The sequence below is a fragment of the Vibrio sp. A1-1 genome (assembly GCF_021728175.1).
GTDB classification, from domain to species: domain Bacteria; phylum Pseudomonadota; class Gammaproteobacteria; order Enterobacterales; family Vibrionaceae; genus Vibrio; species Vibrio diabolicus.
Map to the genome: position 1 here is coordinate 197,600 of NZ_JAKKCL010000001.1, position 22,270 is coordinate 219,869.

The window sequence follows — 22,270 nt, forward strand, 5'->3', positions numbered from 1 at the left end:
AAGGTTAGATAGTGTTACTCAGCGAACTTTTTGAAGATCAAAGAACCGTTTGTACCACCAAAGCCAAACGAGTTACAGATAGCGTATTCCATACCTTCAACTTTGCGCGCAGTGTGCGGCACAAGGTCAATGTCTAGACCTTCTTCTGGATCATCAAGGTTAATCGTTGGTGGAACGATTTGGTCAACCAAAGACATAACCGTGATAATTGCTTCAACAGACCCTGCTGCACCTAATAGGTGACCAGTCATAGACTTAGTTGATGATACAAGTACTTGCTTCGCACCTTCTTCACCAAGAGCACGTTTCACGCCCTTGATTTCTGCAACGTCGCCAGCAGGAGTAGATGTACCGTGAGCATTCACATAACCTACTTGGGTACCTGTGATGTTCGCGTCACGCATTGCCGCTTCCATCGCAAGTGCACCACCAGAGCCATCTTCGCTTGGAGAAGTCATGTGGTAAGCATCACCAGACATACCAAAACCAACCAGTTCTGCGTAAATCTTCGCGCCACGTGCTTTCGCGTGTTCGTACTCTTCAAGCACCATCATGCCAGCACCATCGCCTAGAACAAAGCCATCACGGCCTTTATCCCATGGACGAGACGCTTTTTGAGGTTCGTCATTACGAGTAGATAGCGCTTTAGCTGCACCGAAGCCAGCCATGCCAAGAGGCGTAGACGCTTTTTCTGCGCCACCAGCAACCATCGCATCTGCATCGCCGTACGCAATCATTCGTGCAGCATGACCGATGTTATGTAGGCCAGTAGTACATGCTGTAGAAATCGCGATATTTGGACCACGAAGACCACGCATGATAGATAGGTTACCTGCAACCATATTTACGATGGTCGAAGGAACAAAAAATGGGCTAACTTTGCGAGGGCCTTTTTCTACTAATGCAGTGTGACCTGTTTCAATCAGATCTAGACCGCCAATGCCTGAGCCGATAGCAACACCAACTCGAGCCGCATTTTCTTCGGTAATTTGTAAGCCAGAGTTATCAAGAGCTTGAATACCCGCTGCAATGCCGTACTGGATGAAAAGATCCATCTTACGAGCATCTTTTTTAGACATGTACTCTGTGCAATCGAAATCTTTAACAAGACCTGCAAAACGAGTTGAGAAGTTCGTAGCATCAAAGTGCTCGATATTCACGATACCACTTTGACCTTCTAGCAGGGCTTTCCAAGATGATTCTACTGTGTTGCCTACCGGTGACAACATACCCATGCCAGTGACAACTACACGACGCTTGGACACGATATAATTCTCCGGGAATTGAATATTTCTATGAGAGGATAGAAGAAGTTAGAAAGAACACAGGCGGTCTAGGAGACCGCCTGGGAGAGCTAATTACTGAGCGCTGTTTACGTAGTCGATTGCAGCTTGAACAGTAGTGATCTTCTCAGCTTCTTCGTCAGGAATCTCAGTGTCGAATTCCTCTTCTAGAGCCATAACTAGTTCTACAGTGTCTAGAGAATCAGCACCTAGATCGTCAACGAAAGAAGCTTCGTTTTTAACTTCTGCTTCGTCTACACCTAGCTGTTCAACAATGATTTTCTTTACGCGTTCTTCGATGTTGCTCATTTTTCTTTTCCTTTACAGATTTCGCCTAATGCGATGATTCCGTAGTTTATTCGAACTATTGAAAGTTGCAAGGGGGTCCTTGCTGGTCAAACCACAAAATTAGCGAATTTAACCGAATTTCAATACATTTTTGACTTAAATCATGCACAAATCTTGCGCATAAGCATGACAAGTTCATGACAGTTAACTGCAACTATAGGCTATTTTTCACAATGTAAAATAGCTTATTTTGCACAAACTGTCTCATTAAACCATGTACATGCCACCATTTACATGCAAAGTTTCACCAGTAATGTACGCTGCTTCAGGAGAAGCAAGGAAAACTACTGCTGATGCAATTTCACGTGGGTCACCTAAACGACCAGCTGGCACGTTCGACAACGTTGCCGCACGTTGCTCATCATTTAGTGCCTTTGTCATGTCAGTTTCGATGAAACCAGGGGCAACAGTGTTCACTGTTACACCACGAGACGCAACTTCACGAGCCATTGATTTAGTAAAACCAATCACGCCCGCTTTCGCAGCTGCGTAGTTAGTTTGACCTGCGTTACCCATGGTACCAACAACTGAGCCTACGTTGATGATACGACCCGCACGTTTTTTCATCATGCCGCGTAAAACCGCTTTAGACATGCGGTAGATAGGCGTTAGGTTGGTATCGATGATGTCGTTCCACTCATCATCTTTCATACGCATCAATAGGTTGTCACGAGTAATACCAGCGTTATTCACCAGAATATCGATCACACCAAATTCTTCGTTGATCGTTTTTAGTGTCGCTTCGATAGACTCGACATCGGTCACGTTAAGAGCTAGGCCTTTACCGTTATCACCAAGATACTCGCTGATAGCTGCAGCGCCACTTTCAGAAGTAGCCGTACCGATAACCGTCGCACCGCGCTCTACAAGAAGTTCCGCGATCGCGCGGCCAATACCACGGCTTGCGCCGGTAACTAGCGCGATCTTACCTTCTAGATTCATCATGTTGTGTTTCCTTTTCTTATCGCAAGTTTTATCGCTTGATGGATTACTTCGCCGCGTCTAGCGACGCAACATCATTCACTGCTGCTGCAGTTAGCGTTTTCACGATACGTTTTGTTAGACCTGTTAAAACCTTACCAGGACCAAGCTCAAGAAGCTGTTCTACCCCTTGCTCGTGCATAAGCTCGACTGTTTCAGTCCAGCGAACTGGGCTATGTAGCTGACGAACAAGCGCATCTTTGATTTTTGCAGGATCTGTCTCAGCGACCACATCAACGTTGTTGATAACTGGAAGCTGTGGTGAGTTAAATTCGATAGACTCAAGAGCTACTGCAAGTTTTTCCGCTGCTGGCTTCATAAGCGCACAGTGTGATGGAACTGAAACAGGAAGAGGAAGCGCACGTTTCGCACCAGCTTCTTTACATAGCGCTCCCGCACGCTCTACTGCGTCTTTGCTACCCGCGATAACTACCTGACCAGGCGAGTTAAAGTTTACTGGAGAGACCACTTCACCTTGCGCTGCGTCTTCACACGCTTTTGCAATCGCATCATCAGCCAAACCGATAATCGCGTACATAGCGCCAGTACCTGCTGGTACCGCCTCTTGCATTAGCTTACCGCGTAATTCAACCAGCTTGATTGCTTCTTTAAAGTCAATCACGCCCGCACATACAAGTGCTGAATACTCACCTAGGCTGTGACCGGCTAGGTTTGCTGGTTGCTCTAAACCGAGCTCCTGCCATACACGCCAGATTGCAACAGATGAAGCTAGCAAAGCTGGTTGAGTGCGGAAAGTCTCGTTTAAATCTTCTGCAGGTCCATTTTGAACAAGCGCCCATAGATCGTAACCTAGTGCGTCAGATGCTTCTGCAAATGTTTGTTTTACTACGTCATATTGTTCGCCAAGTTCTGCAAGCATACCTACAGCTTGAGAACCTTGACCTGGAAATACGATAGCAAACTTGCTCATGTTGTTTTCCTTTAAGCAAAGTAAAAAGAAATAAGATGCACCAAGTGCACCTTAAATTTTGAATTCTCGTGAAACTTAAAACTTCACCAGAGCAGAGCCCCAAGTGAAACCGCCACCAAACGCCTCTAGCAATAAAGTCTGCCCGCGTTTAATGCGACCATCGCGCACAGCTTCATCCAGCGCAGACGGTACTGTCGCCGCAGAAGTATTCCCGTGTCGGTCTAGTGTCACCACGACTTGGTCCAAAGACATTGAAAGCTTTTTCGCTGTTGCCGAAATAATTCGATAGTTCGCTTGATGCGGTACTAGCCAGTCTAGTTCAGACTTATGCATGTTGTTGGCTTCAAGCGTATCTTTTACTAGTTTCGATAACTGAGTGACAGCGACTTTGAATACTTCGTTACCTGCCATATGAAGCCATTTGTCAGCATCTTCACCACGCTCAGGTACAGGTAGGCTTAGTAGCTCACCGAATTGACCATCCGAGTATATGTGGGTAGAAATAATACCTGGCTCTTGGCTAGCGCCTACGACAACGGCTCCAGCACCATCACCAAATAGGATAATGGTTGAACGGTCTGTCGGATCACACGTTTTAGACAAAGCATCTGAACCAATAACAAGTACGTTTTTACACATACCCGATTTAATATGTTGGTCTGCAACAGATAATGCGTACACAAAACCAGAACAAGCAGCGGCTAAGTCAAAAGCTGGACAACCTTTAATGCCAAGCTTTGCCTGCACCTGACACGCAGATGAAGGGAAAGTATGGCTACTGCTCGTTGTGGCTACGATAATCAGGTCGATATCGTTTTTATCAATACCCGCCATATCGATAGCGTTTTCAGCTGCGTAGAATGCCATGTCCGCTACAGTCTCATTTTCTGCAGCAATTCGACGCTCTTTAATACCCGTGCGAGCAACGATCCACTCATCACTTGTATCTACCATTTTCTCTAGATCTGCGTTTGTACGCACCTGAGATGGCAGGTAGCTGCCAGTACCTAAAATTTTGCTATACATGAAGACTAATAATGCCTCTCGAGTAAAACCGCTTCCAAACGATCGCTAATACGGCTTGGTACTTGTCGTTTGACCTCGTGTACTGCCTCGCCAAGTGCATTGACAATCGCAGATACATCCGCACTTCCATGGCTTTTTATGACAATGCCGCGCAATCCTAGCAAACTTGCGCCGTTATACTGGTCGGGGTTCAGTGTTTTTAGTTCATTAAATAGCCGAGAAAACAACTTTCTAGCAATCCAACCCTTTATCGTTGACGCCATCATACTGGTTTTAATTTTTTCGATAAAAAGTTGAGCTGTTCCCTCACTGGCTTTTAAGCATACGTTGCCGACAAACCCATCACATACAATGACGTCTGCAACATCATGCAAAATTTGATTACCTTCAATATAACCAACAAAGTTAATCGCGTCGGTCTGAGAAAGCATTTCTGCGCAACGTTTGACTAAATCGTTACCTTTAATCTCTTCTGCGCCAATATTGAGTACAGCAACGCGAGGAGGACAACCTAAGTGTTCTTCTGCTAGTGCACTGCCCATTACAGCAAATTGGAACAAACTATCAGCATCGCACGATACATTCGCACCTAGATCTAGCATCCAAGTACGCTTTCCAGTAATCGTCGGTAAAGCTGAAACTAAAGCAGGACGTTCAATACCAGGAAGTAACTTAAGAATGAAACGCGATAGTGCCATTAATGCACCGGTGTTGCCACCACTAACACAAGCATCCGCCTTCTGCTCAGAAACCAAATCGATAGCCATACGCATGGAACTATTTTGGCTATTACGTAGTGCCAATGAAGGTTTTTCTGAGTTCGAGATAACTTTCTCACTATGAAGAATAGTCAAGCGGGAACAGGTCGAGGTACCGAGTTGAAATAATTGAGACGTGATCAGAGATTGATCACCTATAAGAATCACTTTTAGCTCTGGGAAATGAGACAGTGCCTGCACGGCGGCAGGCACTGTTACGCGTGGACCGAAATCCCCGCCCATTGCATCAAGTGCAACGGTAATACTTTGCAAAGGTTCAACCTTACTTGTTGATAACCTTTTGACCACGGTAGTAACCTTCAGCAGTTACGTTGTGGCGTAGGTGAGTTTCACCAGAAGTCGCGTCTACAGATAGAGCAGCTGTAGTTAGCGCATCGTGTGAACGACGCATACCGCGCTTAGAACGAGTTTTACGGTTTTTCTGTACGGCCATTGACCCTACTCCTATACTATTGGGTTAAAAACCTGAAGAAGAATCGGTTACCACACCTATTACTTTTTCAGACTTTTCAAAACGTCGAATGGATTCGGTTTTTCTTCCTCAATTTCTTCAGGAATCTCACCAAAAACCATGTTATTTGAATCAACGCTACAATCCGCTTCATCGTGCATCGCAATTTGAGGTAATGCTAAGATGAACTCGTCTTCAACCAGTTGTATAAGGTCTAATTCACCATATTCATTTAGATCTACCAAATCATAAATTTCTGGTGCTTCCTGTTCTGTTTTCTCACCGTAGTAAGGAGTAGAAAGGAATTCAACTTCGCACTCATGTGCGAATACCTCATTACAACGCTGACACTCTAAATCGACTTCGATGTTAGCTTTACCAGAGATAACAACGAGTCGCTGTTCATCCATCCCAAATGACAATGAGACTTCTGCGTCGCGTTTTACGCCTTCAGTTGTTTCCGCTAAGCGCTTGAAAAGACTAGCTTGGATGATGCCATCGTAATCTAATCGTTTCTGTGCAGCTTTAGCTGGGTCAACCGTTCGCGGTATTTTTACCTTTTGCATAGGGCGCGAATATTATCTTCCAAATCAAAATTAGTCAAAGAAAAAGGCAAAAAAGTTGTACTTTTTTACGCTTAACATACAGAGCATTAGCCAGAATCATTTTTGATCGATTATCCTATTGGAAATGCTCCCACGAATTGTAATTCAAAATGAAAAATTACCAACTGGTTTTAGCCTCAACCTCCCCTTTTCGTAAACAACTGCTTGAAAAGCTTTCACTACCGTTCATTTGTTTATCACCTGATTGCGATGAAACACCGTTTGACCAGGAAACGCCTCTTGAACTGGTGCAAAGATTGGCCCAAGAGAAAGCAACATCTTGCCAGACGGATAAAGCAAGTTTAGTTATCGGCAGTGACCAGGTTTGTGTCATTAATGGTGAAATCGTTGGCAAGCCTTTAAATAGAGACAACGCAATAAATCAACTTTTGTCTCAAAGTGGAAAAGTCATCACTTTCTATACCGGTCTTGCGGTACATAACACCGTCACAAACCATACAGAAGTCGGCTTTGATTCTTTCGAAGTACACTTTAGAGATTTGACGCTTGAACAAATCGAACGCTACGTCGACAGGGAAGAACCTTTTTACTGCGCAGGCAGCTTTAAAAGCGAAGGAATGGGAATTTGTTTGTTTAACAAATTGGTGGGGAAAGACCCGAACACACTTGTCGGACTACCATTGATTAATTTGATTGATATGTTGCATGTTCAAGGACTCGATGTCCTTTGATCCAAATACTATAAAAGGGAACCACAGGCTCCCTTTTCGTGTCCACGAGGAAAACATGGTTACGCGTTTCTTAAACCCGCCAACACTTTTTCTAGCTTCGGTTCCATCGGTGCGTTGATTTCCATCCACTCATCATTTGATGGGTGTTGGAACTTGATGTTTGCCGCGTGTAGGAACAAACGGTCTAAACCAACTTGACCTGTGTAAGCATCAAAGCGACGGTCACCGTAGCGATCATCCCAAGCAATTGGGTGGCCCGTGTATTGTGTATGAACTCGGATTTGGTGAGTTCGACCAGTAATCGGACTCGCTTGAATCAATGTTGCTTGTTCAAACTTTTCCAAAATCTTAAAACGCGTTTCAGACGGCTTACCGTTAGGGTTAACACGAACAATACTGTTCACTTCGTTTTTAAGCAGTGGCGCGTTCACAACCTTACAACTGCTTTTCCATTGTCCCATGACAAGAGCTAAGTAAAACTTCTTCACTGTCTTTTCACGAAACTGGGCTTGCAAGTGACGAAGTGCAGAACGCTTCTTAGCAACCAGCAAGATACCTGAAGTATCACGGTCAATACGATGCACAAGTTCAAGAAAGCGAGCTTGAGGACGCAGAGCTCTAAGCGCTTCAATCGCGCCAAACTTTAAGCCACTGCCACCATGCACAGCGGTACCAGATGGTTTGTTTAGAATCAACATATGATCATCTTCGAAGATGATCATATCTTCCAACTCTGCGACTTTGTTTAGTTTCGTACTTGGCGCGACATCGTCATCTTTTTTCTCGACTGTCACCGGTGGAATACGAACGAGATCGCCTGCTTTTAACTTGTACTCTGCTTTTATACGCTTTTTATTTACACGTACTTCTCCCTTACGCACGATTCGGTAAATCATGCTTTTAGGGATGTCTTTTAATTGGTTGCGCAAAAAATTATCAATGCGCTGACCCGCCATATCTTCGTCAATGTCGACGAACTGGACTTTTGTTCTTATTTCGCTCATGGGCGGTATTGTAAACTCAATTTCGCGCGACTTCACATTATTCTTGTCGTAAAAGAAACACTTGATAGTACAAACTGGTCTAAATTTCGCCAAGCTTTTGTTTAAATTATTAAAACTCTCAATCGAGTTCTCAATTTGTTTTCTGTCTTGATCAGTTTACACATCTCAATTGCTTATGAAACAGCCAGTTATAAATTAGAAATTTTGAGTTTAGCGGCAAATTTTCTATCGTTTGCGTGAAAGCAGATTGCTGATAGCCACGCGCACTGCTATAGTTCACAGCTGCTAAGGAAGGTTTGGTTACATTTTATTCATTACCAATCATTTATCCTCAAGCAATGTGAGTAGATCGTTGAAGGTCGAGTGCAGCATTGGCGTGAGACACATCGAATTCAACACTCTTGCCACCCTACTCCTCGCATATTCACGTTGAGTACCTACCGCCCAAATAGCGGGTCACAAGTCTACGTTTCCAACAGAAACCACAAGAGGCTTGTGATGACTGAAGTGCCCGAGAGCATCCCCTTCCAGCCGGGAGGCTGCAAAATACAAGCCATGGGATCAGGCACCGTGAAAGAGCGAAAAAACAGTGGCAAGTCGACAAGAAAGATATAAAAGAAAAGACAACGAGAATTTTCAATGAAAAGAATGTTAATTAACGCAACTCAAAAAGAAGAGTTGCGTGTCGCTCTGGTTGATGGCCAGCGACTTTTCGATCTTGATATCGAGAGTCCAGGTCATGAATCTAAAAAAGCGAATATCTACAAAGGACGTATCACACGTATCGAACCAAGCTTAGAAGCCGCATTTGTTGATTACGGCGCCGAGCGTCACGGTTTCCTCCCTCTCAAAGAAATTGCCCGTGAATATTTCCCTGAAGGTTACACCTACCAAGGTCGTCCAAGCATTAAAGAAGTGCTAACGGAAGGCCAAGAAGTTATCGTTCAAGTGGAAAAAGAAGAACGTGGAAGCAAGGGCGCAGCTCTTACTACTTTCATTTCTCTTGCTGGTAGTTACCTTGTTCTTATGCCTAACAACCCTCGTGCTGGCGGTATTTCTCGTCGAATCGAAGGTGACGAGCGTACTCAACTAAAAGCCGCATTAAGTACTTTGGAACTGCCTCAGGGCATGGGCCTAATCGTACGTACTGCTGGCGTTGGCAAGAGTGCTGAAGAACTTGAGTGGGATTTGAATGTACTACTTAACCACTGGGGTGCAATCAAAGGTGCAGCGGACTCGAACCCTGCTCCATTCTTAATCCACCAAGAAAGTAACGTTATCGTTCGTGCAATCCGTGACTATTTGCGTCGTGATATTGGCGAAATCTTAATTGACAGCAACACCATCTACGAACGTGCAAAAGAGCACATTCAATTGGTGCGCCCTGATTTCCTTAACCGCGTTAAGAAATATGAAGGCGAAGTTCCACTATTCAGCCACTACCAAATCGAAAGCCAAATTGAATCAGCTTTCCAACGTGAAGTGCGTCTTCCATCTGGTGGTTCTATTGTTATTGACCCAACCGAAGCACTAACGTCTATCGATATCAACTCTGCTCGTGCAACCAAGGGCGGCGATATTGAAGAAACAGCTCTAAACACGAACCTAGAAGCAGCCGACGAAATTGCTCGCCAATTACGTCTACGTGACTTGGGTGGCTTAGTGGTTATCGACTTTATCGATATGACACCTGTTCGCCACCAACGAGAAGTAGAAAACCGTCTACGTGAAGCCGTTCGTCTTGATCGCGCTCGTGTACAAATCGGTCGTATTTCTCGCTTTGGTTTGTTGGAGATGTCACGTCAACGTTTAAGCCCTTCTCTAGCAGAAGCAAGCCACCACATCTGTCCTCGCTGTAGCGGTACTGGAGTCGTTCGCGACAACGAATCTCTAGCACTTTCTGTGCTTCGTTTAATCGAAGAGGAAGCACTGAAAGACAATACAGCGCAAGTTCTCGCAGTTGTACCTGTGCCAATCGCTTCTTACTTGTTGAACGAAAAACGTCGTTCAGTTAACCATATCGAACGCATTCAAGAAGTGAAGATTACGGTTGTTCCAAACTCTGACATGGAAACGCCGCACTTCGAAGTTATCCGTGTTCGTGAAGGTGAAGAGTTCGATCTGATTTCTTACCTACTTCCTAAAAAACTGGAAGCAATGAAAGAAGCGGAAGGTAAAGAGCCAGCGGAAGTTGACGTAAAACCTAAACGAATCGAAGAACCTGTTCTTAAAGGCTTTGCGGCTCCTTCTCAAACGGCACCTGCACCAGCAGCTAAACCTGCCCCTGAGGCGAAGAAGAAAGAACAGAAAGTTGAACAAGAAGAAAAACCTGGACTGTTCAGCCGTTTGTTTAAAGCACTTGGTAGTTTCCTATTCGGCGGTTCTGAAGAAGTAAAAGAAGAACCGAAACCTCAGGAAGAGAAAAAGCCAAATCGCGATAATCGACGCAACAAACGTGATCGCAATGATCGTCGTCGCAATAACAACCAACGCGATAATCGTGAGAACCGCGACAGTCGTGATAACCGTGATAACCGACGTCGTCGTAAGCCTCGTGATGAGCAAGCGAATGAGCAAAACGAAGCTCAACAACAAACCAATAAACAGCAAAACCGCAACCAAAAGCGTAAGCCTAAAACTCAACAAGCAGATAAAGCTCAAGAGCAAAAAGCAAATGCAAAAGTAGCGGAAAAAGGCCTGCAGCTAGCGGCAGAAGCTCGAACTGAAACAAAACCAGAAGAGAGCAAACCAAAGCAACAAAACGCGAAAGCAGAAAAAGTGAAGGAGCGTCGCCAACGTCGCAAACTGAACAAGTCTGTACGCGTTAAAGACCAAGAAGCGGTTGAGAAGAAAGCAGAAGAAACGGCGGTTAAGACTCAAGAAACGGTTGAAACCAAAGTTGAGAAGCCAACAGAAGCAGCGGTAGAAGCACAACAAGACAACAAGCAAGCAGAGTCTAAGCAACGTCGTAACCGTCGTTCGCCACGTCACCTGCGTGCAAGCGGCCAGCGCCGTCGCCGTGGTCGCGATCGCCGTCCTAACCCGTTCCGCCTGCGTAAAGGTGGTGTAGCTTCTCCTGAGATGGCTATGGGTAAAGTAATGCCACGCTACATTCCGAAACCAGCACCTAAGAAAGAAGAGCAAGTTAAGGAAGAAACAGTAGCAGCAGTACCTACAATGCAAGGTGGTTTTGCTTGTCCAGAGATGGCTATGGGTAAAGTGATTATTCGCCGCGAGCAACCTATTGTAACAGAAGCGCCAGTTGTTGAATCAAAGATTCAAGAAACAGTTGAAACGAAAGTGGAAGCTCCAGTAGTGGAAGCACCTGTTGTGGAAGCACCTGTTGTGGAAGCAGTAATCGCAGAAAAAACTGAATCGGCAGTAGTAGAAACAGCTTCGGTAGAGCCTATCGTTGAAACTCCTGCGAATGAACCGGTTGATGCCATTGTAGAAACGGCACCTGCTGAAGAGCCTGTGGTTAAAGCAGCAAAAGAGATTGCAGCCGAAGCGCCAGTAGCTAAACCAGAGCCTAAAGTCGAAGCCATCAAAGTTGCTGCTAAGCTAAACGCTAGCGCACCGATGACAAAAGCACCTGGCCCTCAAGAGCTACGCGAAATCACTGTTGCAGCAGCACCGTTCAAAACCGAACGTTACCAAGCTAAAGGTGCGGGTAGCCAAGTGGCAAAAAACCGCGCATCGGCAGAGATGACAAAGCCTAACTTTAACTAGGCTAAATCATTACGTTCAACTGCTTAACGGCATAAATAAATTAAAGGCTACCATCTGGTAGCCTTTTTTATCTTCATATTTGCCCAATAAACTGTTCATATAAATACCAATTCGTGATCACATTTGTACGCCATTATTCGTATCATTCTTGAACTTAATCACACTTTTCGGTAGCATGCGCCGACTCAAGTTTTCGACACCATTCTGATGCTGCTCTTTTAATACTACGGTTTACACTGCAATGTTTGATTAGAAATCAACCACTCAGTGGCTTGTGCAAATACGAATATGTGTCGGGTTTAACTCATTGCAAAGAGAACTTAAAAACAAACATGTTCGAATTTCCCCAATTTTCTAAGCACTCCGTAAAAAATGATGTGCTATCAGGCTTAACCGTTGCGCTAGCATTGGTTCCTGAAGCTGTCGCATTTGCGTTCGTCGCAGGCGTAGATCCGATGGTCGGTCTTTACGCTGCATTCATCGTTGGTCTTATTACTTCCATTTTCGGTGGTCGTCCCGGCATGATCTCTGGTGCAACAGGTGCCATGGCAGTCGTAATGGTTTCGCTTGTCGCGACTCACGGTGTCCAGTACCTATTCGCAGCCATCATGCTCGCTGGTATACTTCAAATTGCCGCTGGTATGTTTAAATTGGGTAAGTTCATCCGTATCGTGCCTCACCCTGTGATGATCGGTTTTGTGAACGGTCTGGCTATTGTTATCTTCCTAGCTCAGTTGGGTCAGTTTAAAGCGCCAGATATCAACGGCATGCTTACTTGGCTACCACAAGACCAAATGCTGCTAATGCTTGGTTTGGTTGCGCTAACTATGGCAATCATTCACTTTCTACCAAAAATCACAACGGCTGTACCCTCTTCACTTGTTGCAATCGTAACGGTGACTGCTTTAGTGGTTGGTTTGGATCTGGAAACTCGCACTGTTGTAGACTTCTTGCGTACAATGTCTGGTGATGAAGCGGCAACACTCGCAGGTTCACTGCCGACCTTCTCTATTCCGGCGGTGCCATTTACGCTAGAAACTCTACAAATCATTCTTCCATACGCGATCATTCTAGCGGCCATTGGTCTAATTGAATCTCTGCTAACGCTGACAGTTTTAGATGAGATGACGAACACTCGTGGTCAATCTAACCGCGAATGTATCGGTCAAGGTATGGCAAACATGACCTGTTCTGTGTTTGGTGCTATGGGTGGTTGTGCAATGATTGGCCAGTCGATGATCAACGTAAACTCAGGTGGTCGCGGTCGTCTATCTGGTATCGTTGCGGCTATCGCTCTATTGATGTTTATCTTATTCGCTTCTTCGTTAATTGAAATGATCCCACTCGCTGCTCTGGTTGGTGTGATGTTCATGGTTGTCATTGGTACATTCGAATGGGCAACATTTAAACTAGCGCGTCGCGTACCGAAGCAAGACTTCTTCGTTATTGTTCTTGTGACCGTTGTTACTGTTCTTACTGACCTAGCCGTTGCCGTAGCGGTTGGTGTTATTGTTTCTGCATTAATGTTTGCATGGCAACACGCTAAGCATATCTATGCCGACACGTGCTTAAACGAGGAAGGTTCAAAAGAGTACAAGATTCACGGTCCTATTTTCTTTGGTTCTGCCGCTAACTTCTTGGAGTTGTTTAACGCGCCTGAAGATCCAAAAGATGTGATTGTCGATTTTGCAGACTCTCGCGTGACGGATCACTCCGCAATTGAAGCGATTGAAACACTAGCAGAGCGTTACAACTCTCAAGGTAAAACGCTGCACCTTCGTCACCTAAGCCCAGATTGTCGTAAACTTTTGGACAAAGCTGGCAGCTTGGTTGAAATTAACGTGAAGGAAGACCCAAGCTACAAAGTCGCAACCGACATACTAGCGGGTTAACAAGAATAAAAAGGGGTGAGCTCAGCTCATCCCTTTTTCTATTGTCTTCAAGCCCGGCGATTATAGCTTCTTCAAAATCGCGTCTGATGCCTCTTCGATTAAATCAAGCACCAGCTCAAAGCCATCTTCTCCACCATAATATGGATCAGGGACTTCGTCGTAACCTGACCCAGAATGACTTAAAAATAACGATACTTTGTGTCGATACTTCAATGGACAAATATCCAATAAATCGGCCAAATTTGCTTTATCCGCGGCTAATATAAGGTCAAACTTGTCAAAGTCATCAATGGTGACTTGGCGCGCTTGCATTCCTTTAAAAGAATAACCTCGCAGCTTTCCTGCTGCCATCGCTCTTGAATCCGGCCGGTTTCCTGCGTGATAGCCAATTGTACCTGCCGAATCAACCTCTACTTCAACGCCTAGTTTTTGAGCTTTCGCTCTTAACACTGCCTCTCCAGTTGGTGACCGACAAATGTTTCCCATACAAACAACAAGTATTTTCTTCATTTTATTCCCTGAATTATCGGTGGTTTTTCTTCACGATATGTTGGTCTATCATAGCGAGATAAATCTATGAACCCAAATTAGCTTGGGCACAGCACGAAAAGGAATTGAGGAAGTATTATGTCTATCGAAGAAAATAAAGAAGCACGCCATAAGGCTCGCCAACAAAAAGTCAAAGAACAGGTAGACGCAAAAATTGCTGCTGCTCAAGAGGAAAAAGGTCTGCTACTGATCATTACCGGAAATGGTAAAGGTAAATCGACATCAGGATTCGGTACGATCGCACGCGCAGTGGGTCATGGTTTGAATTGTGCTGTCGCGCAGTTTATTAAAGGTACTTGGGACAACGGTGAGCGCAACCTACTTGAGAAACTCGGCGTTGAGTTCCAAGTAATGGCAACCGGCTTTACATGGGAAACTCAAAACAAAGCCGCTGATACCGAAGCAGCGCAAGGCGTATGGCAAGAATGTAAGCGCATGCTCAAAGATGAATCTATCGATGTAGTTCTTTTTGACGAGCTGACGTACATGGTGAGCTACGGCTACATTGATTTAGACGAGGTCGTTGAAGCGCTGAACAACCGCCCTAAAATGCAGTCGGTTGTCATTACTGGTCGTGGCGCTCATCGCACTCTGATTGAAATGGCTGATACCGTTTCTGAAGTGAAGAATGTAAAGCATGCATTTGAGTCAGGCGTCAAAGCGCTGAAAGGTGTCGACTGGTAAAGCTCACCAGCAGAATTAAAAAAGGGTTGGCTAATGCCAACCCTTTTTGCTTTGGCTCGAATCTAATTGAATAGATTCTTTATCAAACCATCGACTGCTTCTTTGGTTTTTTCGTCTTTGATCTTGTCCGTTAGCTTCTCTACGCCACGATCGATTTCTTTCTGAGCTTTCTGCTTCAGAACATCATCGAATACGAGCTTGAATTTAGGATCCGCCCACTTACCAGACACATTGATCGGAATAGTAATGTCTTTCAACTCATCTATATCTTTGCCGCCTTGGCCTTCTAGGCTACCTACGACTGATGTGCTGATAGTAAAGTTAACAGTTTCATTGATGTAGTTTGCGGTGCCTTTACCACGAACACGTAGCAATGGAGACTGAGCTTGCATATTATCCGTTGATACGACACCTTTATTGAGCTTCAATGTCGCCGTCATCGCACTAAAATCTGTTTTCTTAACTTCATTGGTGCCTTCGACTTTTTGCCCTTTAAATTTCGCGTAGTTTTCACGAATCAATTGAGCAACGTTGATGCCATTTACCGCACCGTCAGCAAAATTGATAACAACCGTACCAGAAAGATTCTTCTTGATACCGGTAGGCGTTAGACTCTTACCGGTAACATTCACATCAATGTTACCCGTCCCTTCAAGCTTGTCGTTATCAGCGACATCAATAAGTAACGGTTGAACTTTCACGCCTTTGATTGACTTTTTCACACTGTAAGTCGCTGGTGATTGGCGTGCATCTAACTTCGCTGTCGCTGAGATTGTGCCTTGGTACAGCTTCGAACTAAATGAAGTAAGCTCAAATACGCCACGATTTACAGTGAAGCTCGTTTTTACCGCTTCCATCTTCGCATTTGCCGCTTTGAATTTGTCGATGGTAATGTCACCCTTTACATCTAACGTTTTCAACGCAGACAAATCAGGCTCAACCTCAGACCCAGCTGGAGCACTCTCGCCACCAGAAGCAGGCTTATTACCTTCGGAATCTTGCTGATCTAATCCTAAGAATTCATCAAGATCGATATTTGGGCTGTGGAGAGCAAATCGTACTTTAGGAATATCGCCAAGTGTCACATCTGCCTTACCATCTAAGGCGATAGCATTCGCTGTTAACTTCTCTAGGACAAAACTCAGGTGGTTTTTCGTTAGGTCGAAAGACAGATCAGACACCATGTCGACTTTCATCGGTGACTGAGGTAAAGCATCCCCCTCAAAAGTCGATTTAAGAGTTAACTTATCCAACTGCACTTTGCTGATAGCCTTGTCCACGCTAAGTTGACCAGCACCCTGCATATCTAACTTCATACCACCAGCGTCGCCTTTCATGGCATAAGTCAGGTTATTTACTTTATCGAATTCAAACGTATCTAAACCGATCGTTGCCGATTCAATCTTATTGGCAGGGTCAGAGTATGTCGCATCAAAGTTGATGTTCTTTAGCGCGTAGTTTGCCAAACCTTTTTCTAGCTTAAAGTCGGCCTGACCTTTCGCTGTGAACTTTTGGTCATTCATTTCGCCCTTCACGCCAAAATCAGCCGTTGTCCAGTTGTCAAAAGCGAATTCGGAAAGGTTTAATGAGATATCATAAAGTTTGGTGTAACTACCGGCTTGCTTATCCTGCATTTCTAATGAGCCATTAGAAACCGTAACACCAGCAAGATTAATGCTCCAATCAGAGCCAGAAGGCTGCGTTTCACCATTTTGCGTAGGCGCAGTATCGCTCGCTTGCTCTGCTTGTTGTGTTTGGGCTTTCGTCAATGCATCAATATTCTTGCTGCCATCTTTCTTGGTTTCAATGTAGAACTCAGCCCCATCAAGCGTGATGTTTCCAATTTCAAGCTGTTGACTAAAAAGTGGCATGACAGAGATATCTACACCAACGGTATCAACTTTGAATAAATTGGGTTTACTAAAGCCTTGTGGGTTTCGCAATTCTGTATGTCCCAACTCAAAGCCGATCGATGGGAAAAATTGCCAACTGATATCACCTTCAATCACCAATTCTAATCCCGTTTGCTTTTGCGCTTGCTCAACAATAAGGGGCTTAAACTGGTTAGGATTGACGAAGATGGTTAACGCTAAAATTGCGACCAAAATGACCACAATCGGTATTGCTAGAATTAAGAGCAGTTTCTTCATTTGTTTTTCCTTGCTCGAGTGTTTTTACAATTATAAGCGCAGACTCCATTTACCGCTGACAGTTCCACAAAAGCGTGAAAAATGTCTGGTTTTAACCTGCAACTGACTAATTTAAAAACAAAAAAAGAAGTGGCACTTAAGGTGCCACTTCTTCTCTTAAAAATAAAGCGATATAGCCGTCTAGAGGCTTAAGCTTTCAAAAGTCTTGCAATGTGAGCTTTTAATACATCGATTGCGATACGGTTTTTACCACCTCGAGGAACAATAATGTCCGCATATTGCTTAGAAGGTTCGATAAACTGCATGAACATCGGACGTACTGTTTGTTGGTACTGCTTGAGAACAGATTCCATAGTTCGGCCTCGTTCTTCCACGTCACGCTTAACACGACGAAGCAAACAAATATCTAACGGTGTATCCATAAATACTGTCGCGTGCATCAAATCACGAAGACGAGGGTCAGTAAGAAGAAGGATGCCTTCTAGAATGATCACCTTTTTAGGCGTCATTGTAGTCGTGTTACTTGTTCTTGTGTGCTCAGTGTAGCTGTACTCAGGTACTTCTACTGCTTCACCACGTACCAATTTTTCAAGGTGCTCACACAGTAGGTCGTGGTCCAACGCACTCGGGTGATCGTAGTTCGTCTTTACTCGCTCTTCCATGCTTAGGTGGCTTTGGTCGTTGTAGTAGCAATCTTCCGTGATGACACCGATTTGATGATCGCCTACTTTCGCGCGAAGCTCATTATAAATAGTGCTCGCGATCAGACTTTTTCCAGAAGCAGAAGCGCCAGCAATACCTACGATGACGCATTGATTATTATCAGACATTAGTTTGCACCCGATGATGATTTCTAGTCACATAAAAAGATAAACTGCCTGATTATAGGGAGTTCACCCCATAGTTACTAGCTGGAATTAGGGTTTAGTCATAAGTTTCTGCCTGCTCAGAGGATTAACCTCCGAGCAAACGTTAAAATGTGCAATTATCAACCAACAGGCATAGTAAACTTAGTTCACCATTGTAAAGCTAATCACATCTGGTTTTGCCTTGCCTTGCCAAAACATCGTGCTACATACGCGATCGGCAAGCTGCTTATAATACCCTGCATGCTCACTTTCTGGACGCCTTGCTACCGTTGGCACGCCAGCGTCAATATCTTCTCGCATAGAGATATGAAGCGGAATTTGTCCTAGCAGTGCTAAGCCAAACTCTTGCGACATTTTTTCTGCACCACCCATGCCAAAAATATGCTCTTTCGCGCCACATTGGCTACAAATGTGATAACTCATGTTTTCCACAACACCAATAACCGGGACATGGACTTTGTTAAACATTGCCGCTCCCTTCCTTGCATCGGCAAGGGCTAGGTCTTGCGGTGTAGTGACTAACACACTACCTGTCACCGGAATCTGTTGTGACAACGTCAACTGTATATCACCCGTGCCTGGCGGCATATCAATCACCAAATAATCTAAATCTGGCCAGTCTGTCTCCGTTAATAACTGCGACAACGCTTTTGAAGCCATTGGCCCGCGCCATATTGCCGCTTCTGATTTGTCCACTAGATAGCCGATAGAATGAGTATAGATGCCGTGAGCAAAAATGGGCTCCATCCACTTGCCATCACGAACTTCTGGTTTTGCATCTTCTTGCCCCAACATCATAGGTACAGACGGGCCATAAATATCCGCATCCAACAATCCCACTTTCGCCCCAGATTGAGCAATCGCCAATGCTAAGTTAACCGCAGTCGTTGATTTACCGACCCCACCTTTCGCAGAACTAACGGCAATGATGTTCTTAACACCTTTAACCGGATTGGCCACTTGAGTTTCTAATGCTTTAACTCCAAGGCGAATATTGAATGGGAATTCAGCCACTTTATCTGCGGTTTGTTGCTGTTTAATCCAGTCATGCAATATGGTTTGAAGCTCATTACTTGCGAATGGCAACGTTATCTCAACAGAACCTTGTGCCGTAATCGAAATTGCGCCATGAATATCTGCCCAATTTTCCACCAACTGTGGATGCTGGAATTGGTTAAACCAGTGACAAAAATCTTGTTTTGAAGTGAACTGATGCATAAGTCCTCCTTTTAGATGTCATGCTAACACCGTCCTGCCTCAACCAGAACCCCAAAAAAACTAAGGCATTCCGCAGTTTGACACCTTGGAGTTAGTGAGTTCATGGGGTAGTATTATCCATCAAAATTTATTTATACCTATCAAGAAAAGCGAATATTAAGTATGGCAAACGATCCAAGAAACTTTCCGTCAAGGAAAATGCTGGTAACTTGTGCCCTTCCGTACGCTAACGGTTCGATCCACCTTGGTCATATGCTTGAGCATATCCAAGCGGACATTTGGGTTCGTTACCAACGCCTACGCGGCAACACTGTAAACTTCATCTGTGCTGACGATGCTCACGGCACGCCAATCATGCTTAAAGCGCAACAGATGGGTATTACTCCTGAAGAAATGATTGCCGCAGTTAGCGAAGAGCACCAGAAAGACTTTGCTGGCTTTGATATCAGCTTTGATAACTACCACAGCACACACTCAGATGAGAACCGTGAGCTAGCGTCACACATTTATCTTGAGCTGAAGAAAAACGGCTTTATCTCTAGCCGCACTATCTCTCAGCTGTTCGACCCAGAAAAAGAGATGTTCCTACCGGACCGTTTCGTAAAAGGTACGTGTCCAAAATGTAAGTCAGAAGACCAGTACGGTGACAACTGTGACAACTGTGGTGAGACTTACAGCCCAACAGAACTGATCAATCCTAAATCTGCGGTTTCTGGTGCGACGCCAGTAATGAAAGATTCTGAGCACTTCTTCTTCGACCTACCTCAGTTTGAAAGCATGCTAAAAGAGTGGACTCGCTCTGGCTCGCTACAAGCTGAAACAGCGAACAAAATGCAAGAATGGTTCGAATCTGGTTTGCAGCAATGGGATATCTCACGTGATGCGCCATACTTTGGCTTCGAAATCCCAGGAGAGAAGAACAAATTCTTCTACGTATGGCTAGACGCACCTATCGGCTACATGGGCTCTTTCAAAAACCTATGTGACAAGCGCGACGACCTAGATTTCGACGAGTACTGGAAGAAAGACAGCTCAGCAGAACTGTACCACTTCATCGGTAAAGACATCGTTTACTTCCACAGCCTATTCTGGCCAGCAATGCTAGAAGGTTCCGGCTTCCGTAAACCAAACAACGTATTCGTACATGGCTACGTAACGGTAAACGGCGCGAAAATGTCGAAGTCTAAAGGTACCTTCGTCAAGGCGAGCACTTACTTAGAGCACCTAGACCCTGAGTGTCTGCGTTACTACTACGCGGCGAAGCTAAACAGCCGTATCGACGATCTAGATCTTAACCTTGAAGACTTCACTCAGCGCGTAAACGCTGATGTTGTTAACAAGATCGTTAACCTCGCATCGCGTAATGCAGGCTTCATCGCGAAACGTTTTGAAGGCAAACTGTCTGACAACTTTGCAGAGCCTGAGCTTTACAACGAATTTGTTGCTGCGGCTGACCGTATCGCTGAGCTTTACGAAACACGTGAATTTGGTCGTGCAATCCGTGAAATCACTGCACTGGCAGACAAAGCTAACCAATACGTTGATGAAAAAGCACCGTGGGTTGTAGCAAAAGAAGAAGGCAAAGATCAGGAGCTACAAGACATCTGTTCTGTCGGTATCAACCTGTTCCGTGTACTGATGACTTACCTGAAACCAGTGATGCCTGCACTTGCTGCACGTACTGAAGCATTCCTAAACCAAGAGCTGACTTGGGAAAACATCGCTGCGCCACTAACAGGCCACGAGATCACTAAGTTCAAAGCACTGTTCAACCGTATCGATCCGAAGAATGTTGAAGCGATGATCGAAGCATCTAAAGAAGATGCGGCGGCAGAAATGGCGGCGAAAGAGAAAGCAGAAGCGGAAAAAAACAAGGCTAGCCAAACTGAGCTAGACAAAGAGCCAATCGCTGAAGAGATTGAGTTCGACGCTTTTGCAGCAGTAGATATGCGTATCGCTCGTATCATCTCTTGTGAAGAAGTGCCAAAAGCAAACAAACTGCTTAAGTTCCAACTGGACATCGGTGGTGAAACTCGTCAAGTGTTCTCTGGCATCAAGTCAGCGTACAAACCTGAAGAGCTAGAAGGCAAACTAACGGTAATGGTAGCAAACCTAAAACCTCGTAAGATGAAGTTTGGTATGTCAGAAGGCATGATCCTAGCAGCGGGCCCTGGTGGCAGCGACTTATGGATTCTTGAGCCACACGAAGGCGCTCAACCTGGCATGCGCGTAATGTAATGCTCTTCGCATAATAGAAAGGCTTAACTATTTCAGTTAAGCCTTTTTTACAACAAGATAAAATTACTTAATGCAACCTATACTCTTCCGGTCCCCAAGTAATGGTCGCGCCACACACAAGGAAAAGTACAAAACTGATGCTTACAACATACGCAAGTATTCTATCAAACGTTGTTGCGTATTTTAGTATTAGTTGGTCATCCACTAGTGATAATTTGACTGGCTTTCCTCGTATCAATACTGATGCGTACATGGGAAATCTAAAACCCCACCCATTTCTGTCCCAACCAATAGGGTCATGACCATCCCGCAACATTTTTTTCTCAATCCGCTTTACCGATACACGAATGAAAAGCAAAGTACTAACTAACCAAGTACATCCGATAATCATATTTGCAATATCAAAATAAGACACGTTGCTCCCTTTATCAGGATTTGGCTTTTCAACTAGACTTGTATTCACCGTTCTACAGAGCCCTGCGCTTAACTGGTTTTCACTCTGTACTCTTCAGGCCCCAACCCCATTACTGCTCCCAAAGCAAGTGCCATCACGAAGCTTATTGTGACAATATACGCAAGCACTCGGTCAAAGACTGTCGCGTACTTTAGAATAAGTTTGTCTTCTACCAGCGATACTTTCGCAGGTTTACCTCGCATCAACACTGAGGCGTACATGGGAAATCTAAAACCCCACCCATTTCTGTCCCAGCCAATTGGATCATGACCATCCTGCAATATTTTTGTCTCAATCCGCTTTGCTGATACACGAATAAAAACCAATGTGCTCAGTAACCATGTCCAACCAACAATCATCACTATAAGATCGAAACAAAACACAATT

At 44.7% G+C, this 22,270-nt stretch carries 20 protein-coding genes; 5 read left to right on the forward strand and 15 right to left on the reverse strand.

What is annotated here, in order from left to right:
• Window positions 1-14 precede the first annotated feature (14 nt).
• The 8 genes from fabF to yceD form a co-directional block, all read right to left on the reverse strand.
• On the reverse strand, window positions 15-1,265 hold the full coding sequence (gene fabF, locus L3V30_RS00865) for a beta-ketoacyl-ACP synthase II (RefSeq protein WP_005396984.1): 1,251 nt from the start codon (window positions 1,263-1,265) through the stop codon (window positions 15-17).
• Between the two features lie 93 nt (window positions 1,266-1,358).
• Entirely contained in the window at window positions 1,359-1,592 is a 234-nt protein-coding gene (gene acpP, locus L3V30_RS00870) for an acyl carrier protein (protein WP_004406112.1), read from the reverse strand.
• 246 nt (window positions 1,593-1,838) lie between these two features.
• Complete coding sequence (fabG, locus tag L3V30_RS00875) at window positions 1,839-2,573, reverse strand: 3-oxoacyl-ACP reductase FabG (protein ID WP_031780596.1); 735 nt, start codon at window positions 2,571-2,573, stop codon at window positions 1,839-1,841.
• 46 nt (window positions 2,574-2,619) lie between these two features.
• Entirely contained in the window at window positions 2,620-3,543 is a 924-nt protein-coding gene (gene fabD, locus L3V30_RS00880) for an ACP S-malonyltransferase (protein ID WP_012841591.1), read from the reverse strand.
• Between the two features lie 75 nt (window positions 3,544-3,618).
• Window positions 3,619-4,569 carry a beta-ketoacyl-ACP synthase III gene (locus L3V30_RS00885; RefSeq protein ID WP_237308094.1) on the reverse strand — a complete coding sequence of 317 codons (951 nt, stop codon included), beginning with the start codon at window positions 4,567-4,569 and terminating at the stop codon, window positions 3,619-3,621.
• A 5-nt stretch (window positions 4,570-4,574) separates the two neighbouring features.
• Window positions 4,575-5,600, reverse strand: a complete 1,026-nt coding sequence (plsX, locus tag L3V30_RS00890) for a phosphate acyltransferase PlsX (protein ID WP_047010044.1) — start codon at window positions 5,598-5,600, stop codon at window positions 4,575-4,577.
• 10 nt (window positions 5,601-5,610) lie between these two features.
• Window positions 5,611-5,781 (reverse strand): 50S ribosomal protein L32, encoded by a 171-nt coding sequence (gene rpmF, locus L3V30_RS00895; RefSeq protein WP_005396978.1) that lies wholly within the window; start codon window positions 5,779-5,781, stop codon window positions 5,611-5,613.
• Window positions 5,782-5,840: 59 nt separating this feature from the next.
• A complete protein-coding gene (yceD, locus tag L3V30_RS00900; RefSeq protein ID WP_005396977.1) occupies window positions 5,841-6,365 on the reverse strand; it encodes a 23S rRNA accumulation protein YceD in 525 nt (174 codons plus the stop codon).
• 149 nt (window positions 6,366-6,514) lie between these two features.
• Between yceD and L3V30_RS00905 the strand changes: the two genes are divergently transcribed.
• Entirely contained in the window at window positions 6,515-7,096 is a 582-nt protein-coding gene (locus L3V30_RS00905) for a nucleoside triphosphate pyrophosphatase (protein ID WP_237308095.1), read from the forward strand.
• A gap of 59 nt (window positions 7,097-7,155) precedes the next feature.
• Here the strand turns inward: L3V30_RS00905 and rluC are convergent, their stop codons facing one another.
• Window positions 7,156-8,100 carry a 23S rRNA pseudouridine(955/2504/2580) synthase RluC gene (gene rluC, locus L3V30_RS00910; RefSeq protein WP_005396975.1) on the reverse strand — a complete coding sequence of 315 codons (945 nt, stop codon included), beginning with the start codon at window positions 8,098-8,100 and terminating at the stop codon, window positions 7,156-7,158.
• Between the two features lie 639 nt (window positions 8,101-8,739).
• Between rluC and rne the strand changes: the two genes are divergently transcribed.
• Together rne and L3V30_RS00920 are read left to right on the forward strand one after the other, a co-directional pair.
• Entirely contained in the window at window positions 8,740-11,829 is a 3,090-nt protein-coding gene (gene rne, locus L3V30_RS00915) for a ribonuclease E (protein ID WP_237308096.1), read from the forward strand.
• 332 nt (window positions 11,830-12,161) lie between these two features.
• Window positions 12,162-13,721, forward strand: coding sequence for a SulP family inorganic anion transporter (locus L3V30_RS00920; RefSeq protein WP_005396973.1), 1,560 nt, complete (start codon window positions 12,162-12,164; stop codon window positions 13,719-13,721).
• Window positions 13,722-13,781: 60 nt separating this feature from the next.
• Here L3V30_RS00920 and L3V30_RS00925 read toward each other — a convergent pair whose 3' ends face one another.
• Window positions 13,782-14,231: a low molecular weight protein-tyrosine-phosphatase gene (locus L3V30_RS00925; RefSeq protein ID WP_048625762.1), complete on the reverse strand. Its 450-nt coding sequence runs from the start codon at window positions 14,229-14,231 to the stop codon at window positions 13,782-13,784.
• Between the two features lie 117 nt (window positions 14,232-14,348).
• Between L3V30_RS00925 and cobO the strand changes: the two genes are divergently transcribed.
• The gene (gene cobO, locus L3V30_RS00930; RefSeq protein ID WP_005396966.1) at window positions 14,349-14,954 is read left to right on the forward strand and encodes a cob(I)yrinic acid a,c-diamide adenosyltransferase; all 606 of its coding nucleotides are present in this window, start codon (window positions 14,349-14,351) and stop codon (window positions 14,952-14,954) included.
• A 62-nt stretch (window positions 14,955-15,016) separates the two neighbouring features.
• On the opposite strand, the gene L3V30_RS00935 is transcribed toward cobO, so the two are convergent.
• The 3 genes from L3V30_RS00935 to apbC all read right to left on the reverse strand — a co-directional run bounded on the left by L3V30_RS00935 (window position 15,017) and on the right by apbC (window position 19,191).
• Complete coding sequence (locus tag L3V30_RS00935; protein ID WP_237308097.1) at window positions 15,017-17,104, reverse strand: AsmA family protein; 2,088 nt, start codon at window positions 17,102-17,104, stop codon at window positions 15,017-15,019.
• Between the two features lie 188 nt (window positions 17,105-17,292).
• Window positions 17,293-17,934, reverse strand: coding sequence for a uridine kinase (gene udk, locus L3V30_RS00940; protein WP_005396962.1), 642 nt, complete (start codon window positions 17,932-17,934; stop codon window positions 17,293-17,295).
• 180 nt (window positions 17,935-18,114) lie between these two features.
• Window positions 18,115-19,191, reverse strand: a complete 1,077-nt coding sequence (gene apbC, locus L3V30_RS00945; protein ID WP_005396960.1) for an iron-sulfur cluster carrier protein ApbC — start codon at window positions 19,189-19,191, stop codon at window positions 18,115-18,117.
• A 162-nt stretch (window positions 19,192-19,353) separates the two neighbouring features.
• Between apbC and metG the strand changes: the two genes are divergently transcribed.
• Window positions 19,354-21,429, forward strand: a complete 2,076-nt coding sequence (gene metG / locus L3V30_RS00950) for a methionine--tRNA ligase (RefSeq protein ID WP_046874415.1) — start codon at window positions 19,354-19,356, stop codon at window positions 21,427-21,429.
• 67 nt (window positions 21,430-21,496) lie between these two features.
• On the opposite strand, the gene L3V30_RS00955 is transcribed toward metG, so the two are convergent.
• The gene (locus tag L3V30_RS00955) at window positions 21,497-21,892 is read right to left on the reverse strand and encodes a hypothetical protein (RefSeq protein WP_237308098.1); all 396 of its coding nucleotides are present in this window, start codon (window positions 21,890-21,892) and stop codon (window positions 21,497-21,499) included.
• 20 nt (window positions 21,893-21,912) lie between these two features.
• The gene (locus L3V30_RS00960; protein ID WP_074191586.1) at window positions 21,913-22,266 is read right to left on the reverse strand and encodes a hypothetical protein; all 354 of its coding nucleotides are present in this window, start codon (window positions 22,264-22,266) and stop codon (window positions 21,913-21,915) included.
• Window positions 22,267-22,270: the final 4 nt, after the last annotated feature.

What these genes read in the sequence shown, in the direction of transcription:
- L3V30_RS00885 (WP_237308094.1), bottom strand. Translation starts at nt 4,569, where the DNA reads ATGTATAGCAAAATTTTAGGTACTGGCAGCTACCTGCCATCTCAGGTG.
- L3V30_RS00905 (WP_237308095.1), top strand. Translation starts at nt 6,515, where the DNA reads ATGAAAAATTACCAACTGGTTTTAGCCTCAACCTCCCCTTTTCGTAAA.
- rpmF (WP_005396978.1), bottom strand. Translation starts at nt 5,781, where the DNA reads ATGGCCGTACAGAAAAACCGTAAAACTCGTTCTAAGCGCGGTATGCGT.
- L3V30_RS00925 (WP_048625762.1), bottom strand. Translation starts at nt 14,231, where the DNA reads ATGAAGAAAATACTTGTTGTTTGTATGGGAAACATTTGTCGGTCACCA.
- fabG (WP_031780596.1), bottom strand. Translation starts at nt 2,573, where the DNA reads ATGAATCTAGAAGGTAAGATCGCGCTAGTTACCGGCGCAAGCCGTGGT.
- yceD (WP_005396977.1), bottom strand. Translation starts at nt 6,365, where the DNA reads ATGCAAAAGGTAAAAATACCGCGAACGGTTGACCCAGCTAAAGCTGCA.
- apbC (WP_005396960.1), bottom strand. Translation starts at nt 19,191, where the DNA reads ATGCATCAGTTCACTTCAAAACAAGATTTTTGTCACTGGTTTAACCAA.
- rne (WP_237308096.1), top strand. Translation starts at nt 8,740, where the DNA reads ATGAAAAGAATGTTAATTAACGCAACTCAAAAAGAAGAGTTGCGTGTC.
- cobO (WP_005396966.1), top strand. Translation starts at nt 14,349, where the DNA reads ATGTCTATCGAAGAAAATAAAGAAGCACGCCATAAGGCTCGCCAACAA.
- L3V30_RS00935 (WP_237308097.1), bottom strand. Translation starts at nt 17,104, where the DNA reads ATGAAGAAACTGCTCTTAATTCTAGCAATACCGATTGTGGTCATTTTG.
- acpP (WP_004406112.1), bottom strand. Translation starts at nt 1,592, where the DNA reads ATGAGCAACATCGAAGAACGCGTAAAGAAAATCATTGTTGAACAGCTA.
- fabD (WP_012841591.1), bottom strand. Translation starts at nt 3,543, where the DNA reads ATGAGCAAGTTTGCTATCGTATTTCCAGGTCAAGGTTCTCAAGCTGTA.
- metG (WP_046874415.1), top strand. Translation starts at nt 19,354, where the DNA reads ATGGCAAACGATCCAAGAAACTTTCCGTCAAGGAAAATGCTGGTAACT.
- udk (WP_005396962.1), bottom strand. Translation starts at nt 17,934, where the DNA reads ATGTCTGATAATAATCAATGCGTCATCGTAGGTATTGCTGGCGCTTCT.
- rluC (WP_005396975.1), bottom strand. Translation starts at nt 8,100, where the DNA reads ATGAGCGAAATAAGAACAAAAGTCCAGTTCGTCGACATTGACGAAGAT.
- L3V30_RS00920 (WP_005396973.1), top strand. Translation starts at nt 12,162, where the DNA reads ATGTTCGAATTTCCCCAATTTTCTAAGCACTCCGTAAAAAATGATGTG.